The sequence below is a fragment of the Curtobacterium sp. BRB10 genome, assembly GCF_031844325.1.
Taxonomy (GTDB): Bacteria; Actinomycetota; Actinomycetes; order Actinomycetales; family Microbacteriaceae; genus Curtobacterium; species Curtobacterium poinsettiae_A.
Genome location: NZ_JAUZVA010000002.1, coordinates 211918 through 226796 on the forward strand (window position 1 = coordinate 211918; position 14879 = coordinate 226796).

Genomic DNA, 14879 nt, shown 5'->3' on the forward strand with positions numbered 1-14879 from the left:
CGGGCGGCGGCGCTGAGCACCGGTCCGTCCGGACGGGTTAGTGTGGCGGCGTGCCGGTCTCCGTCTTCGATCTGTTCAGCGTCGGTGTCGGCCCCTCGAGCTCGCACACCGTCGGCCCGATGCGGGCCGGTGCCGAGTTCGCCACCCTCGTCCGTGGCCTGCCCGTCGCGTCCGTGGTGGTCGACCTGTACGGGTCCCTCGCGTCCACTGGGCAGGGCCACGGCACGCTCGGCGCCGTCGTCGCCGGGCTCATGGGGTCCCACCCGGAGACCGTCGACCCCGATGCCATGGTCCTCGCGCTCGACGCCCTGGAACGCGACGGTGTCCTGCGGCTCGACGGCGGTGCGAGCGTGCCGTTCCGCCTCGCCGACATCGTCCTGCACCCCCTGACGATGCTGCCCCGACACCCGAATGCCATGCGGCTGCGCGCCCGTGACGCCGCCGGTGCCGACCTGGCCGACGAGACCTACTACTCGATCGGTGGCGGGTTCATCGCGCGGGACGAGGCGGCCGAGCCCGCGGCGGACGCGTCGGCCGCGGTCGCCGGTGCCGCGATCCCGGTCGACGACGCCGTGCCGTACCCGTTCTCGAGCGGCGCCGAGCTGCTCGCCGCGTGTGCCGGTTCCGGCCTGCCGATCAGCGGCGTCGCCCTGGCGAACGAGGCCGTCACCCGGACGGACGTCGAGATCCGGTCCGGACTGCTGAGCATCCACGGCGTGATGGAATCGTGCGTCGACCGTTCCGTCCGCCGGGGCGGGTGCCTGCCCGGTGGGCTCGACGTCCGCCGCCGCGCCGCCACCTGGCACGAGCAGCTCACCCGCGAGGACCCCGACCACGACCCGCTCTTCGCCATGGAGTGGGTGAACCTCGTCGCCATGGCGGTCAACGAGGAGAACGCCACCGGAGGCCGCGTCGTCACCGCCCCGACGAACGGCGCAGCCGGCATCATCCCCGCGGTGCTGTACTACGCGCTCACCTACGTGCCCACGGTCGCCGAGGCCCCCGCCGCCGAACGCGACGACGCCGTCGTGCGGTTCCTGCTGACCGCCGGGGCGATCGGGTCGATCTACAAGGAACGGGCGTCGATCTCCGGCGCCGAGGTCGGATGCCAGGGCGAGGTCGGTTCGGCGGCGTCGATGGCGGCTGCGGGGCTCGCCGAGGTCCTCGGGGGCACGCCGGAGCAGGTCGAGAACGCCGCCGAGATCGCGATGGAGCACAACCTCGGGCTGACGTGCGACCCGATCGGTGGTCTGGTGCAGATCCCGTGCATCGAGCGGAACGCGATCGCTGCGAACAAGGCGATCAACGCCGCCCGGATGGCACTCCGTGGCGACGGGGTGCACCACGTGTCGCTCGACCAGGTCGTCGAGACGATGCGGCAGACCGGGGCGGACATGTCGTCGAAGTACAAGGAGACCGCGATGGGTGGGCTCGCGGTGAACGTCCCGCTCTGCTGAGCGTCGCCGACGCGCTGCTCGTTCGCGCGCGCTCGTTCGCGCGTGCTTGTCCGCTTCGTCTGCTCCGCTCGCGCGTCAGGCGTGCAGGAGCGTCAGCAGTCGTGCGGTCTCGGTGGCGATGGCATCCCGGCCCGCCGACACGTACTTCCGCGGGTCGACGACGTCCGGCCGCTCGTCGAGCACGGTGCGGAGCGCGCGGGTGAACAGGCCGTTCAGGTGCGTCGAGATGTTGATCTTCGTCATCCCGGCCTGCACGGCGCCGCGGAGTTCGTCGTCGGACAGGCCCGAGGACCCGTGCAGCACGAGCGGCACCGGCACCGCGGCACGGAGACGCTCGACGAGGTCACGGTCCACCGACGCCTCGCGGGTCTGCATCGCGTGCGAGGTCCCCACGGCGACCGCCAGGGCATCGACCCCGGTGTCGGCGACGAACGCCGCTGCGTCGGTCGGATCGGTCCGGACGCCCGGGGCGTGCACGCCGTCCTTGCCGCCGACCTCGCCGAGCTCGGCCTCGATCGCGACACCGGCGGCGTGACACCGCGCGGCGAGCTCGCGGGTCGCTGCCACGTTGGCGCCGAAGTCCAGGTGCGAACCGTCGTACATGACCGAGTCGACGCACAGGTCGACGCCGGCCGCGACCAGCTCGGGGTCCTCGATGTGGTCGAGGTGCACGAGGACCTCGACGTCGGCGGCCCGTGCAACCGCCTGGGTCGCGGTCATGATCGGTGCGAGGCCGCCGTGGTACCGGACGCAGTTCTCGCTGATCTGCAGGATCACCGGCAGTCCGGCCAGCTCGGCGCCGGAGACGATCGCCTCGGCGTGCTCGAGCAGCACCACGTTGAACGCACCGACCCCGCGACGGGCCGTCCGGGCGGTGTCGAGCAGGCCGGTGAGGGCGAGGTCGGTGATCATGCGGGGGTCCTCGTTCGGTCGTGGGCGGGAGCGGGCGGGGTGGACAGGAAGCGGTGGACGTCTGCCGGGTCGACCGCGCCGGCCACCGGCTGGAGGACGGCGGCGGCCCCGTGTGCGGCGGCGGACCGCAGGACTCGGAGCAGGGTGGTGTCGTCGGGGGCCGGAACGCTGCCGTCGGGCGCGGGGAGACCAGCACCGACGAGCACATCGACGAGGACACTGACGAGCCCGGCGGTGGCTGCGTCACCGGCGCCGGTCGGGTTGCCCGAGACCCCGGGGACCGCCGGCACCTCGAGCACGTGCTCGGCGGTGTGGGCGGCGATGCCGTCGGATCCGCGCGACACCACGACGACCGTCGCGCCGAGCCGGAGGAGCCGGAGTGCCCCGGAGCGTTCGTCGTCGGCGCCCGTGGCCTCGAGGAGTTCCTCGCGGTTGGGTTTGCAGACCGTCGCGCCGGCCGACGCGGCAGCCAGCAGTGCCGTTCCCGAGCAGTCGGCCACCGAGAGCGCACCGCGGCGGCGAGCGGCGGTGATCCAGCGGGCGACGACCGCGGGATCGGTGTCGCGGGGCAGGGAGCCGGACACGACCAGGGCAGCTGCGGGCGGGGCGCCGGTCGCATCGCCGTCGAGCAGTGTCTCGACAGCGGCGGAGACCCTGTCCCACTCGTCGGGGCTGAGCACGGGGCCGGGCTCGCCGAACATCGTCGGGTGCGCGAGGTCGTCCACCACCGTCACGGTCGTGCGGGTCTCGCCCCGGACGGCGACGTCGGTGTGGGCGAGACCGAGGTCATCGAGGGCGTGTGCGATCCAGTACCCGCCGTCGCCGCCGAGGGGCAGCACGGCGTGGGTCGGGACACCGGTCGCGGCGAGGACTCGCCCGACGTTCAGGCCCTTGCCGCCGGGGCGCCGCTGGACCTCGAGCACGCGCTGGGTCGCACCGATGCGCTGTTCGGCGACCCGGTAGGTCACGTCGACTGCCGGGTTCGGGGTGACGACGAGGATCACGCGACCACCGCCGTCGGCAGGGCTCGGACGCTGCCGCGCTCCGGGTCGAGCACGACCAGGTCGGCGGGGGCGCCCACACTGAGCGGTGCCGGAGCCCCGAGCAGGCGTGCCGCACGCGCCGCGGACGCCGCGACGACCTCGGGCAGGTCGGTTCCCGCGTGGAGCAGGAGGCGGACGGCGTCGGCGACCGTGATCGTGCTGCCCGCCAGCGACGAACCGTCGGCGAGCAGGGCGAGCCCGTCGCGGACGGTCACCGCAGATCCGGCCACCGTGTACGCCCCGTCGGGACAGCCGGTCGCGGCCATGGCGTCGGAGACCAGGACCATCCGGCCCGGAGCGCCGCGCTGCACGAGGGCGACGGTCACGGGGTCGAGGTGGTGGCCGTCGACGATGCACTCGAGCAGCACACGGTCGTCGGAGAGCGCGACCCCGACCGGCCCGGGCGAACGGTGGTGCAGCGGGGGCATCCCGTTGAACAGGTGGGTGACGAGCGAGGCACCGGCGTCGACCGCGCGGCGGGTCTGCTCGGCGGTGGCGTCGGTGTGGCCGATGGCGACGACGACCCCGGCTTCGACGAAGCGGGCGACGGCGTCGAGTGCACCCGGAAGCTCCGGCGCGAGCGTGACGATCCGCAGGGCGCCACCCGCGGCGTCGCAGTAGGTGTCGACCTCGGCGGGGTCCGGGGCGTGCAGCAGGTCGACGCGGTGCGCCCCGCGACGGGTGGGCGCGAGCCACGGCCCCTCCAGGTGCAGCCCGGCGAGCGTGCCGCCCGCGACGAGCGGCCGGAGCCGGGTGAGGGCCGCCACGGTGTCCGCGCGCTCGCCCGTGGCGACGGATGCGACCAGGGTGGTCGTGCCCCGTGACCGGTGGTGCCCGGCGGCGGCGCGGGCGTCCTCGGCGGAGCACCCGGCGAAGTCGTGCCCGAGCGCCCCGTGGGCGTGCAGGTCGACGAACCCGGGCACGATCGCGCCGTCGACGGTGACGGCGCTGTCCGTGCGCATCGGGGACCCGGTGCCGGTCGCCAGCACGGTGTCGTCGTCACCGATGACGAGCCAGCCGTCGTGCAGGTCTGCCTGGGCCGTGACGATGCGACGGGCTCGGACGAGGGTCGTCACAGCAGGACCCCGGTCTCGGTCTCGAGCAACGCGCGTGCGAGGATCCCTGCGCCGATCGCGCCGGCGGCGTCGCCGTGCCGGGCGGGGACGATGACGGGGGCACGGACGCCCTGCAGGCGCTCCGCGACGGCGTCGCGCAGCGGGTCGAGCAGCAGCGGGCCCGACTCGGCGAGTCCCCCGCCGACGATGATCGTGTGGTTCCCGGCGACCGCGGTCGTCCAGGCCAGCGCATCGGCCAGGACCGCGACGCAGTCGTCCCAGACCGCACGGGCTGCGGGGTCGCCCTGGCGGACCAGGAGCATGGCGGCGTGAGCGGACGACGCGCCGGAACGACGTGCGACTCCCCCCGCGGACGCGATCTCCTCGACGCGATGGCCCGCGTGCGGACCGGTCCGGATGCGGACCTGCCCGATCTCCCCCGCCCAGCCACCGCCGGACACGACGACGCCGTCGACCACCAGAGCGCTCGCGAGCCCGGTGCCGACCGGCACGAACGAGACCGACCCCCGCGAGAGCGCCGGGTCACCGGCCCGGACCTCGGCCAGGGCACCGGCACGGACGTCGTGTCCGAAGGCGAGCGGGAGGTCGATCCCCTGACGCAGGAGTCCGGCGCGGACGAGGTCACGCACCGGGACGTCGCGCCACCCGAGGTTGACGGACAGGTCGACGGTGCCACGGGTCTCGTCGACGACGCCGGGCGTCACCAGCCCGATCGCTCCGAGCGGCGCCCGTCGCGTGGCCTGTGCAGCCAGTTCGGCGACGACGGCGGCGAGGCTCCCGGCATCCGGGTCGTCGCGCGGCGTCGGCACCCGGGTCTCGTCGAGGACGAGTCCGTCGGCCGTCGTCAGCCGGGTCTTGATGCCCGTGCCGCCGACGTCGACCCCGAGCACCGCGCCTGCGCCACCCATCAGGTGAGGATGACCGACCGGGTGAGCGACCGGGGGTTGTCCGGGTCGAGCCCGCGTCCCTCGGCCAGGGCGACGGCGAACCGGTGCACCACGACGAGTCCGGCGATCGGGTCGAGGTCGTGCTGGACGAAGCGGGCGCCGGTGGCGGCGACCTCGTCGGCCAGGCCCTCGGGTGCCGTGCCGAGCGACCAGACGAGCCGGCCGGGCTGGGCGATCGCGATGGGACCGTGCCGGTAGTCCATCGCCGGGTAGGACTCGGCCCAGAACTGCGCGGCCTCACGCGTCTTGAGCGCGGCTTCGAACGTCAGGCCGACGGCTGCCCCGCGACCGACGAACGAGACCTGCTCGGCGTCGAGCAGGTCGTCGACGGGCACCGTCAGCGCGGTCTCGGCCTGGGCAGCGAGTGCGTCGACGTCGTCACCGAGGGACGCCCGCAGCAGTGCGAGCGTCGTGGTGGCGAAGCGGGTCTGGACGACCGAACGCTCGTCGGCGAAGGGCAGTGCGACCACCTGGTCGGCGACGGCCGCGGCGGGACTGTCGGCGACGGCCGTGATCAGGACGGTCCGCTGGGACGGCAGGGCCTGCAGCAGGTCGACGATTTCGGTGGTCGTGCCCGAGCGGCTGATCATGAGCACGCGGTCGTACTCGCGGGACGCGGGGTACTCGGACCCGGCGAAGGCATCGGTCACGCCGAGGCCCGCCTGCTCACGGGCGACGGCGTAGCTCATGGCGATGAACCAGCTCGTGCCGCAGCCGATCACGGCCACGCGTTCACCCGGCTGGGGGAGCACATCGACGAAGGTCGGCAGGAGCGCGGCGGCTGCACGCCAGGTCTCCGGCTGCGAGGCCAGTTCAGCGCTCACGAAGGTGTCGGTCATGGGAGCCTTCCGGGTCCGGATCGATCCGGGTGATCGATGATGAGGAAGCGTAGCGAGCGATCGTGCGCAAGGGAAGGGCAAAACGTCATTCTCGATCATCGCGCGACGGTGGTGACGCCGTAGGATGACCGTCATGACCCCCCAACAGCGGCTGAACGCCCTGCTCGAACTGGTGAGCGAACGCGGCAACGTGTCGATCGCCGAGATCGGGGAACTGCTCGGGATCTCCGCCGCGACGGCACGCCGGGACCTCGCGACCCTGGCGGACCAGCGGCTCGTCACGCGCACGCACGGGGGAGCCGCAGCACTCGGGGCCGGGTACGAGCTCCCGCTGCAGTACAAGATCGCCCGGCAGGCCGAGGCGAAGACCGCGATCGCCCGCGCGGCCGCCCGGTTGGTGCAGCCGGGGGAGACCGTCGGGCTCAACGGTGGGACCACCACGACCGAGGTCGCGCGTGAACTCGGCAAGAGCGAGCGGTTCATCCGCGCCGACGGCGAGTTCGGCATCACGATCGTGACGAACGCCCTGAACGTCGGGTACGAGCTGTCCGTCCGTGCCAACGTGAAGATCGTGGTCACCGGTGGTGTGGCGCGGCGGCAGTCCTACGAGCTCGTCGGGCCACTCGTCCGGGACACCCTCGACGAGTTCGCCCTCGACCTGGTGGTGCTCGGTGTCGACGGGCTCACCGGCCAGTACGGCGCGACCACCATGCACGAGGGCGAGGCCGAGGTCAGCCGCCACTTCGCCTCCGTCGGGCGACGGGTCGTCGTGGTCGCCGACTCGACCAAGATCGAACGGTCGACCTTCGCCCGGATCTGCCCGCTCGACCGCATCGACGTCCTGGTCACCGACCAGCCGGTGCCGGCCTCGTTCGCCGCCGACCTGGCCAGTGCGGGCGTGGAGCTCGTCGTCGCCGACTGAGCGCCCCCTGCGGCCACCCCGGAACGGGTCCGGACGTTTCGATCGTGTAAAACCCTCCCCGGCGCGGATGCGTGAGCGATCCGTGAGCGCCTATTGTGCATTCATGATCGATTCGGCATCATGGGCGTCACATTCACGCAAGGGAGCGATGAGCATGGGCGCTGACAACGCAGGACTCCGCGTCGCGGTGATCGGGATGGGCCAGCGGTCCGCCATCGCCCGCCACGTGGCCGAGGCAACCGCCGACGACCCGGCGCTGCAGGCGCGGGTCGTGGCCGTCGCGGACGTCACCGCGGCCGGCCGGGACCGCGGGCACGACGAGTACCCGGACGCCCTGGTGGTCGAACACCACCGCGACCTCACCGGCCACGTCGACGCGGCCATCGTCACCACGCCGGACTGGACCCACGCCGAGATCGCGATCGACCTGCTCCGCGCGGGCATCGCCGTCTACCTCGAGAAGCCGCTGGCCATCACGGTCGAGGACGCCGACGCGGTCCTGAACACCGCGGCGGAGACCGGGACGCCGCTGTACGTCGGGCACAACTTCCGACACGCCGCCGTCGTCCGCCTGATGCGCGACATCGTGGCCCGCGGCGAGATCGGCCAGGTCAAGGCCGTCTGGTGCCGGCACTTCGTCGGCAACGGCGGTGACTACTACTTCAAGGACTGGCACGCCGACCGCAGCAAGGTGAACTCCCTGCTCCTGCAGAAGGCGAGCCACGACCTCGACGTCATCCACGCGCTCGGCGGGGGTGACACCGCCCGGGTCGTCGGCATGGGGTCGCTGTCGGTCTACGGCGACGTCACCGACCGGCGCGACCGCAGCGGCGAGCTCATGGGGGACTGGTTCTCCCACGACAACTGGCCGCCGCTCGCCCAGACCGGGCTGAACCCGGTCGTCGACGTCGAGGACGTCTCGATGGTGATGATGACGCTCGACAACGGGGTGCAGGCCAGCTACGAGCAGTGCCACTTCACCCCGGACTACTGGCGGAACTACACCGTCATCGGCACCGAGGGCCGCCTCGAGAACATCGGCGACACCGGCGGTGGCGTCGTGAAGGTCTGGACGCGCCGCCGGGGCTGGGACACCGCGGGGGACCGCGAGTACCCGATCGACGGCGTCGAGGACGGTCACGCCGATGCCGACCTGCTCACCATGACCGAGTTCCTGCGGTCCGTCGCGTTCGGCGAACCGTCGGAGCTCTCCCCGATCGCGGCCCGTGCCGCGGTCGCCGCCGGCGCGCTGGCCACGCGCTCGCTCCGCAACGGGTCCGTCCCCATCGACGTCCCGCCCCTGCCGCCCGAGACCGTCGCGCACTTCACACCGAACGCCCCGCACTCCACCCCCTCCACCCCGCATCCCGCCCAGACCGTCGGCTCCTGACGGCCGTGCGAAAGGACACCCCGATGACCGCACACATCCCCACCCGAGGAACCGGCGTGCGCCGCGCACTCCTCGGCGCCGTCGCCGCGCTCGGCGCGGCAGCGCTCCTGGCCGGCTGCTCCTCGTCGTCCGGAGCGTCCGGCTCCGGCGGCGACTACGAAGCCGCGCCGAAGGACACCAAGGCGTCCCTGACCTACGCCGTCTGGGACGAGAACCAGGTGCAGGCGATCAAGGCCAACCTGAAGGGCTTCAACGAGGAGTACCCGGACATCAAGGTGAGCGTCGACGTCACGCCGTTCGCCAACTACTGGACGAAGCTGCAGACCCAGGGCTCGAGCAACACGCTGCCCGACCTGTTCTGGATGAACGGCCCGAACTTCCAGCTGTACGCGGCCAACGGCAAGCTCGCGCCGATCACCGGCGAGGTCGAGTCGGGTGACATCGACGCGTCGAAGTACTCGAGCGCGCTCAACGACCTGTACACGTACGACGGCACCCAGTACGGCGTGCCGAAGGACTTCGACACCATCGGGGTCTGGGTCAACAAGTCGCTGTTCGAGCAGGCCGGCATGGACCTGCCGTCCAAGGACTGGACCTGGGACGACTTCCAGCAGACCGGCGCCGAGCTGTCCGAGAAGCTCGAGTCGAAGGGCGCGTACGGGGCGGCGGGCGGCATGGACGGCCAGACGACGTACTACAACACCATCCTGCAGGCCGGGGGATCGGTCGTGAACGCGGACGGCACCGAGTCCGAGTACGCCACGAAGGCCTCCGAGGACGGCCTGCAGTTCTGGACCGACCTGATCGACTCGGGGGCATCGCCCTCGATCAAGCAGCTCACCGACACCACGGCCGACCAGTGGTTCACCTCGGGCAAGCTCGCGATGTACCAGGGCGGCAGCTGGTTCCGCTCCGCGCTGACCGGCACCGAGATGGAGCAGGACGTCGTCGCCTACCCGCTGCCGAAGGGCAAGGAACAGGCGACCGTCATCCACGGCGTCTCGAACGTCGTGTCCGAGGCGAGCAAGGACAAGGCCGCCGCCCAGGCGCTGCAGGTCTACCTGGCGGGCAAGACGGCCCAGCAGCAGCAGGGCGACATGGGCGCGGTCATCCCGGCGTACGAGGGCACGCAGAGCGCCTTCACGAAGACGATGCCCGACGCCGACCTGCAGGTGTTCCTCGACGCGGTGGACTACGCGAAGCCGCTGCCGGTGTCGAAGAACACCGCCGCCTGGAACACCCTCGAGACCACCCTGCTGCCGAGCGCCTTCGACGGGTCGAAGCCCGTCGACCAGGTGGCAGAGGACCTCGCACAGAAGATGGACGCCGCCCTCGCCAAGGAAAAGTAGGACCCGCGCGTGACGATCAACACCGAGCGGCCCCCGGCCGCAGCCGCTCCCGCCCGGACGACACGTTCGTCCGGGCGGGGTGCCCCTGCTCCGCGAGCCGACGGCGGCCGAGCGCCACGACGGACCGACGGCTGGTGGCCGTGGCTCTTCGTGCTCCCGTTGCTCGTCGGCGTCGGCACCTTCTACATCTGGCCGATCATCCAGACGTTCTGGTACTCGTTCACCAGCTGGGGCGTCTTCGGGGGCGCCACGTTCACCGGCGTCGCCAACTACGTCCGGCTCGTCGGCGACCCGCAGCTCTACCAGTCGCTGCTCAACACGGTGATCTACACCGTGATCGTCCTCGCCGGGATCCCGATCGCTGTGTGGCTCGCCAGTCTGCTGAACACCCCGGGGCTGCGGTTCGCCCAGTTCTACCGGGTGCTCTTCTTCCTGCCGTACGTCGCCATGCCCGCCGCGATCGCCCTGGTCTGGCGCATCATGTACAACGGCGACTACGGCATCGTGAACTGGTTCCTCGGGAACTTCGGCATCGACGGCCCGTACTGGATCTCGACCCCCGGCTTCGCGCTCATCGCGGTGAGCCTGGTCGGCCTCTGGTCGTCCCTCGGGTTCTCGATGATCATCCTCGGCGCCGGGCTCAAGGACATCCCGCCGGAGCTCTACGAGGCCGCGGAGCTCGACGGCGCGAGTCGGTGGCGGCAGTTCCGGTCGGTGACCGTGCCGTTGCTCAGCCCGAGCATCTTCTTCGTGGTGATCGTCACGACGATCTCGAGCTTCCAACTGTTCGACCTGCTGTACGCGATCCTCGGCAGCACCAACCCGGTGATCCCGAAGACGATGTCGCTCGTCTTCTACTTCTACAGCGCCGGGTTCATCGACAACGACAAGGGCTTCGCGGCCGCGATCGCCATGGTGATCTTCCTGCTCATCGGCATCGTCACGCTCGTGCAGTTCCGCGTCCAACGGAAGTGGGTGCAGGGATGACCGCCACCGTCACACCGCCCCGGGCCGCACGTCGGCCCGGCCGTCGCGGCGGCAGCCACTGGTGGATCCACGTCGTGCTCGGCATCGGTGGGTTCGCGATGGCCTTCCCGTTCCTGTGGCAGATCGTCATGTCGCTGTCGACGAACGCGCAGGTGCAGTCCGTCACACCGGTCTTCTGGCCGGGGGAGCTGCAGTGGCAGAACTACGCGCAGGTCTTCGAACGCCTGCCGTTCCTGAGCCAGCTCGGCACCTCGGTGTACGTCACGATCATCCGCACGGTCGCGCAGATCGTCCTGTGCACGCTCGCCGGGTACGCCTTCGCCCGGATGCGGTTCCGCGGGCGGGCGGCCCTGCTCGCGATCGTGCTGTCGATCCTGCTCGTGCCCTCGCAGGTCTACCTGATCTCGCAGTACCAGATCGTGCAGGGGCTCGGCTGGCTCGACACCCTGATGGGGATCGTCGCGCCCGGGCTGTTCAGCGCCTTCGGCACGTTCCTGATGCGGACCGCGTTCCTGAACATGCCGCCCGAGCTCGAGGAGGCAGCGCGGATGGACGGCGCGAACCCGTTCCAGACCTTCTGGCGGATCATGCTGCCCCTGGCCCGTCCCTCGATCAGCGTGCTCGCGATCACGACCGTGCTGTGGTCGTGGAACGAGCTGCTCTGGCCGCTCGTGGTCTCCACCCGCGCCGAGGACATGCCGCTCGCCGCCGGACTCGCGACGCTGTCGAGCGACCGCACGATCGACTACCCGGTGTTGATGGCCGCCAGTCTGATGGCGATGGCGCCGGTGCTCATCATGTTCGTCGTGCTGCAGCGTCGGGTGATGGACGGGCTCGCGTCGTCCGGTCTGAAGTGACCATCGCGACCCCCGGCCTGGAGGCCCGTGCCGCGTCCGTCGCGGTCCTCGCCGCCGCCGTGGGGTCACCGGACGACTCCGCGACGGTGGCGGCCGCACTGGCCGCCACCGTCGCCGACGCGGGGCCCGCGGCGCGGGACGCGCTGCTGGTGTCGGCGCTCCGCGTCGCGGTGCCGGACAGCGCTGACGCCCTCGCGGAGCGGGGCCTCCCGCGCGCACTCGCCGAGGCCTCCGTCGCGGACGTCGACCGCAAGCTCGCGCGCTACGGACTGCACGGCACCGGGCTCGAGTGGCTCGTCGCCGTGGTGACCGGGCGCGTGGTGGCCGTGGGGCGCCTCCAGTTCGAACTCGGCGACCACCTGGCGGACGGCACGCCGGCCTGGGGCGTGCACGTGCCGGAGACCGGGCCGCTCGACCCGGTGGCCTGCCACCGCTCGTTCGCCCGTGCACCCGAGGTCCTGCGCGGCCTCGCACCGCAGCTCGCTGCCGACCGGTGGCAGTGCCGCTCCTGGATGCTCGATCCGGGTCTGCCGGCCGCGCTCGGTCCCGACGCCAACCTCGTGCGGTTCGCCCGGCGCTTCCGTCTCGTCCCGCCGGGGGAGCACGATGCGTCCGAGGGGGACGCCAGCGTCGCGAAGTTCGTCTTCGGGGTGCCGCTGGCGACCGCTCGGTCCGCGGCGCCGTCCGGTCGGTTGCGCGCGGCCGTGCTCGACCGGTGGGCGAGCGGTGGGCACTGGACCGAGCGGACCGGCACGGCGCCGGTCACGTGACCGCCCGCAGCCGCGGCCGCGTACCGTGCACGGCATGACGAAGCCCGATCACGACCACCTCGACGACGGCGTCGACATGACGTTCGAGGAACGACGACAGGACACGTTCCGCCGCATGTCCGGATCCGACGAGCACGACGCCGATCCGAGGGTCGAGGTCTCCCGTGCCGAGGACGGCGACGTCCGCATCGACGTCGCCGACACCGCGGCGGTCCGACCCGGCGAGTGACCCCCGTTCCGGCCCTGGTCCGCCGGGGTCGGTGGGGCACGGCATGATCGTGTCGTGCACCTCGTCCTCCGCCGCGTCGACGGCGGCGTCCTCGCGACGCCCCTGACCGACGCGGGGACCGCCCGGGGTGAGCCGACCCGCCTGGACGAGCCGGGCCTCCCGGCCTTCGTCGCGGCGCACGATGCACCGGGCGTGCGCTGGGTGTGGGACGACACCGCGCGCTGGTACCCGGCCGTGCTCGCCGCGGGTGGTCGGGTCGGTCGCTGTGTCGACCTGCGCCTCGGTCGTCGTGTCCTGCGGGCCGCGCTCGCGGCGCGGGGATCGGCGCTCGCCGCTCGGCCGGCCGACGCCCTGGACGCCCCGGTCGCGGAAACCCGCGTGGTCCGGCCGACGCAGGCCCAGCTCTTCGACGACGCCCTGTTCACGGCTTCCGTGCCCGACGACGAGGTCGATCCGGTGGCGGAGTTCCGCTCCCAGCTCGCCGCGGTGGCGGGGTCGAGCGCTCCGGGTGCGCTCCGCCTGCTGCTCACCGCGGAGTCGGCCGGTGCGCTCGTGGCGGCAGAGATGCTGCACGCCGGACTGCCGTGGCGTGCCGACGTGCACGAGCGGCTGCTCGAGGACGCCCTCGGGCCGCGCGTGCCCTACGGGGTGCGGCCGCGACGCCTCGAGGAGATCGCCGCCGTCGTGCGCGAGCGCCTCGACGACCCCGGTCTCAACCCGGACTCACCCGCCGACGTCCTGAAGTCGCTGCGCCGGGCCGGCCTGATGGTCACGAGCACGCGGAAGTGGGAGCTGCAGGAGATCGACCACCCCGTCATCGAGCCCCTGCTCGAGTACAAGCGCCTGGCGCGACTGCTCACCGCCAACGGCTGGACCTGGCTCGACGACTGGATCCGCGACGGACGGTTCCACCCGAAGTACGTCGTCGGCGGGGTCGTCACCGGGCGCTGGGCGGCCGACGGCGGGGGAGCGATGCAGTTGCCGAAGGGCATCCGCGGGGCGGTCATCGCCGACCCCGGGTGGAAGCTCGTGGTGGCGGACGCCGCGCAGCTGGAGCCCCGGGTGCTCGCCGCGATGTCCGGCGACCGGGCGATGGCCGCTGCCGGCGACGGGCGCGACCTGTACGACGGCGTGGTGGCCTCGGGTGCGGTGGAGACCCGGCAGCAGGCCAAGGTGGCGATGCTCGGTGCGATGTACGGGGCGACCCAGGGCGAGGGCGGGCGGCTCGTGCCACGCCTGGTGCGGGCGTTCCCGCAGGCACTCGACATGGTCGAACGTGCCGCTCGTGCGGGGGAGCGCGGTGAACCCGTGACGACGCTGCTCGGGCGGACGTCCCCGGTGCCGGAGGACTCGTGGTTCGAGGCCCGCAACCAGGCGTACACGGTCGAGGGCACCCCGGCGATGCAGCGTGCGGTGGAGTCCCGTGCCCGAAGTTGGGGGCGGTTCACGCGCAACTTCGTGGTGCAGGGGACCGCGGCGGAGTGGGCGTTCGCGTGGATGGGGTCGTTGCGGTCACGGTTGCTCGCCCGGTTCCCCGGGGCCGTGACCGACGGGCCGCACCTGGTGTTCTTCGTGCACGACGAGATCGTGGTGCACGCCCCGGCGGAGCACGCCGAGTGGGTGGCAGAGCAGATCCGGGAGGCCGCCGTCGATGCCGGGCGGCTGTTGTTCCAGGACTTCCCGGTGACGTTCCCGCTGTCGGTTGCGGTGGTCGGGGCGTACTCCGACGCGAAGGACTGAGCCGCGTCTGGTTCCCTAGGTTCGTGACGAACACCCCCCGACGCTCCGACCACCGAGGCGCCGCCGTGCTGCTCGTCGTCCTGGTGGTGGTCGCCTGGGCCGCCAGCGTCGCGCTGCCCCTGTACGCGTGGTCGCTGATGCTCCGTGTCGACGCTCCGGAGGAACGGGCCGTGCCGATCGTCCTCGCGTGGTTCGTGACACCGTTCATCGCCGCCGTCGGCCTGACGGTGGGGCTCGTCGTCCTGCAGCGGGCGCGGCGGGGTGCTCGAACGGGGCGCTCGAGCGGGGCGCTCGAACCGGACGCTCGAACGGGGCGCTCGAGCGGGGCGTGACGTGGCCCCGGGTCGGTGACCCCCGCTCC

The 14879-nt window shown here is 72.3% G+C and carries 15 protein-coding genes; 10 read left to right on the forward strand and 5 right to left on the reverse strand.

What is annotated here, in order from left to right; translation table 11 throughout:
- The first annotated feature begins 50 nt into the window (after positions 1–50).
- Positions 51–1457 carry an L-serine ammonia-lyase gene (locus tag Q9R26_RS04855; protein ID WP_311226688.1) on the forward strand — a complete coding sequence of 469 codons (1407 nt, stop codon included), beginning with the start codon at positions 51–53 and terminating at the stop codon, positions 1455–1457.
- Between the two features lie 75 nt (positions 1458–1532).
- Here Q9R26_RS04855 and Q9R26_RS04860 read toward each other — a convergent pair whose 3' ends face one another.
- Genes Q9R26_RS04860 through Q9R26_RS04880 form a run of 5 tightly spaced genes read right to left on the reverse strand, consistent with a single transcriptional unit; the run spans position 1533 to position 6274 of the window.
- Entirely contained in the window at positions 1533–2369 is an 837-nt protein-coding gene (locus Q9R26_RS04860; protein WP_311226689.1) for a class II fructose-bisphosphate aldolase, read from the reverse strand.
- Positions 2366–3373 (reverse strand): PfkB family carbohydrate kinase, encoded by a 1008-nt coding sequence (locus Q9R26_RS04865; protein ID WP_311226690.1) that lies wholly within the window; start codon positions 3371–3373, stop codon positions 2366–2368. Before Q9R26_RS04865 ends, Q9R26_RS04860 begins: the two co-directional genes overlap by 4 nt.
- Positions 3370–4488 (reverse strand): N-acetylglucosamine-6-phosphate deacetylase, encoded by a 1119-nt coding sequence (nagA, locus tag Q9R26_RS04870; protein WP_311226691.1) that lies wholly within the window; start codon positions 4486–4488, stop codon positions 3370–3372. Before nagA ends, Q9R26_RS04865 begins: the two co-directional genes overlap by 4 nt.
- Positions 4485–5396: an ROK family protein gene (locus Q9R26_RS04875; RefSeq protein ID WP_311226692.1), complete on the reverse strand. Its 912-nt coding sequence runs from the start codon at positions 5394–5396 to the stop codon at positions 4485–4487. The genes nagA and Q9R26_RS04875 overlap by 4 nt, the downstream gene beginning before the upstream one ends.
- On the reverse strand, positions 5396–6274 hold the full coding sequence (locus tag Q9R26_RS04880; RefSeq protein WP_262139515.1) for an SIS domain-containing protein: 879 nt from the start codon (positions 6272–6274) through the stop codon (positions 5396–5398). The genes Q9R26_RS04875 and Q9R26_RS04880 overlap by 1 nt, the downstream gene beginning before the upstream one ends.
- 133 nt (positions 6275–6407) lie before the next feature.
- On the opposite strand from Q9R26_RS04880, the gene Q9R26_RS04885 reads away from it, so the two are divergent.
- The 9 genes from Q9R26_RS04885 to Q9R26_RS04925 all read left to right on the forward strand — a co-directional run bounded on the left by Q9R26_RS04885 (position 6408) and on the right by Q9R26_RS04925 (position 14850).
- Positions 6408–7196, forward strand: coding sequence for a DeoR/GlpR family DNA-binding transcription regulator (locus Q9R26_RS04885; protein ID WP_027466817.1), 789 nt, complete (start codon positions 6408–6410; stop codon positions 7194–7196).
- 148 nt (positions 7197–7344) lie between these two features.
- A complete protein-coding gene (locus Q9R26_RS04890) occupies positions 7345–8586 on the forward strand; it encodes a Gfo/Idh/MocA family oxidoreductase (RefSeq protein ID WP_311226693.1) in 1242 nt (413 codons plus the stop codon).
- A gap of 23 nt (positions 8587–8609) precedes the next feature.
- A complete protein-coding gene (locus tag Q9R26_RS04895; RefSeq protein WP_182064438.1) occupies positions 8610–9935 on the forward strand; it encodes a sugar ABC transporter substrate-binding protein in 1326 nt (441 codons plus the stop codon).
- Positions 9936–9944: 9 nt separating this feature from the next.
- Positions 9945–10922, forward strand: coding sequence for a carbohydrate ABC transporter permease (locus tag Q9R26_RS04900; RefSeq protein ID WP_111028912.1), 978 nt, complete (start codon positions 9945–9947; stop codon positions 10920–10922).
- Positions 10919–11779, forward strand: a complete 861-nt coding sequence (locus Q9R26_RS04905) for a carbohydrate ABC transporter permease (protein ID WP_247737303.1) — start codon at positions 10919–10921, stop codon at positions 11777–11779. Before Q9R26_RS04900 ends, Q9R26_RS04905 begins: the two co-directional genes overlap by 4 nt.
- Positions 11776–12549: a hypothetical protein gene (locus Q9R26_RS04910; protein ID WP_311226694.1), complete on the forward strand. Its 774-nt coding sequence runs from the start codon at positions 11776–11778 to the stop codon at positions 12547–12549. The genes Q9R26_RS04905 and Q9R26_RS04910 overlap by 4 nt, the downstream gene beginning before the upstream one ends.
- Positions 12550–12583: 34 nt before the next feature.
- Positions 12584–12778 (forward strand): hypothetical protein, encoded by a 195-nt coding sequence (locus Q9R26_RS04915; RefSeq protein ID WP_017887924.1) that lies wholly within the window; start codon positions 12584–12586, stop codon positions 12776–12778.
- 54 nt (positions 12779–12832) lie between these two features.
- Positions 12833–14518 (forward strand): bifunctional 3'-5' exonuclease/DNA polymerase, encoded by a 1686-nt coding sequence (locus tag Q9R26_RS04920; protein ID WP_311226695.1) that lies wholly within the window; start codon positions 12833–12835, stop codon positions 14516–14518.
- A 23-nt stretch (positions 14519–14541) separates the two neighbouring features.
- On the forward strand, positions 14542–14850 hold the full coding sequence (locus Q9R26_RS04925) for a hypothetical protein (protein ID WP_311226696.1): 309 nt from the start codon (positions 14542–14544) through the stop codon (positions 14848–14850).
- Positions 14851–14879: the final 29 nt, after the last annotated feature.

What these genes read in the sequence shown, in the direction of transcription:
- Q9R26_RS04860 (WP_311226689.1), bottom strand. Translation starts at nt 2,369, where the DNA reads ATGATCACCGACCTCGCCCTCACCGGCCTGCTCGACACCGCCCGGACG.
- Q9R26_RS04875 (WP_311226692.1), bottom strand. Translation starts at nt 5,396, where the DNA reads ATGGGTGGCGCAGGCGCGGTGCTCGGGGTCGACGTCGGCGGCACGGGC.
- Q9R26_RS04880 (WP_262139515.1), bottom strand. Translation starts at nt 6,274, where the DNA reads ATGACCGACACCTTCGTGAGCGCTGAACTGGCCTCGCAGCCGGAGACC.
- Q9R26_RS04885 (WP_027466817.1), top strand. Translation starts at nt 6,408, where the DNA reads ATGACCCCCCAACAGCGGCTGAACGCCCTGCTCGAACTGGTGAGCGAA.
- Q9R26_RS04890 (WP_311226693.1), top strand. Translation starts at nt 7,345, where the DNA reads ATGAGCATGGGCGCTGACAACGCAGGACTCCGCGTCGCGGTGATCGGG.
- Q9R26_RS04895 (WP_182064438.1), top strand. Translation starts at nt 8,610, where the DNA reads ATGACCGCACACATCCCCACCCGAGGAACCGGCGTGCGCCGCGCACTC.
- Q9R26_RS04905 (WP_247737303.1), top strand. Translation starts at nt 10,919, where the DNA reads ATGACCGCCACCGTCACACCGCCCCGGGCCGCACGTCGGCCCGGCCGT.
- Q9R26_RS04915 (WP_017887924.1), top strand. Translation starts at nt 12,584, where the DNA reads ATGACGAAGCCCGATCACGACCACCTCGACGACGGCGTCGACATGACG.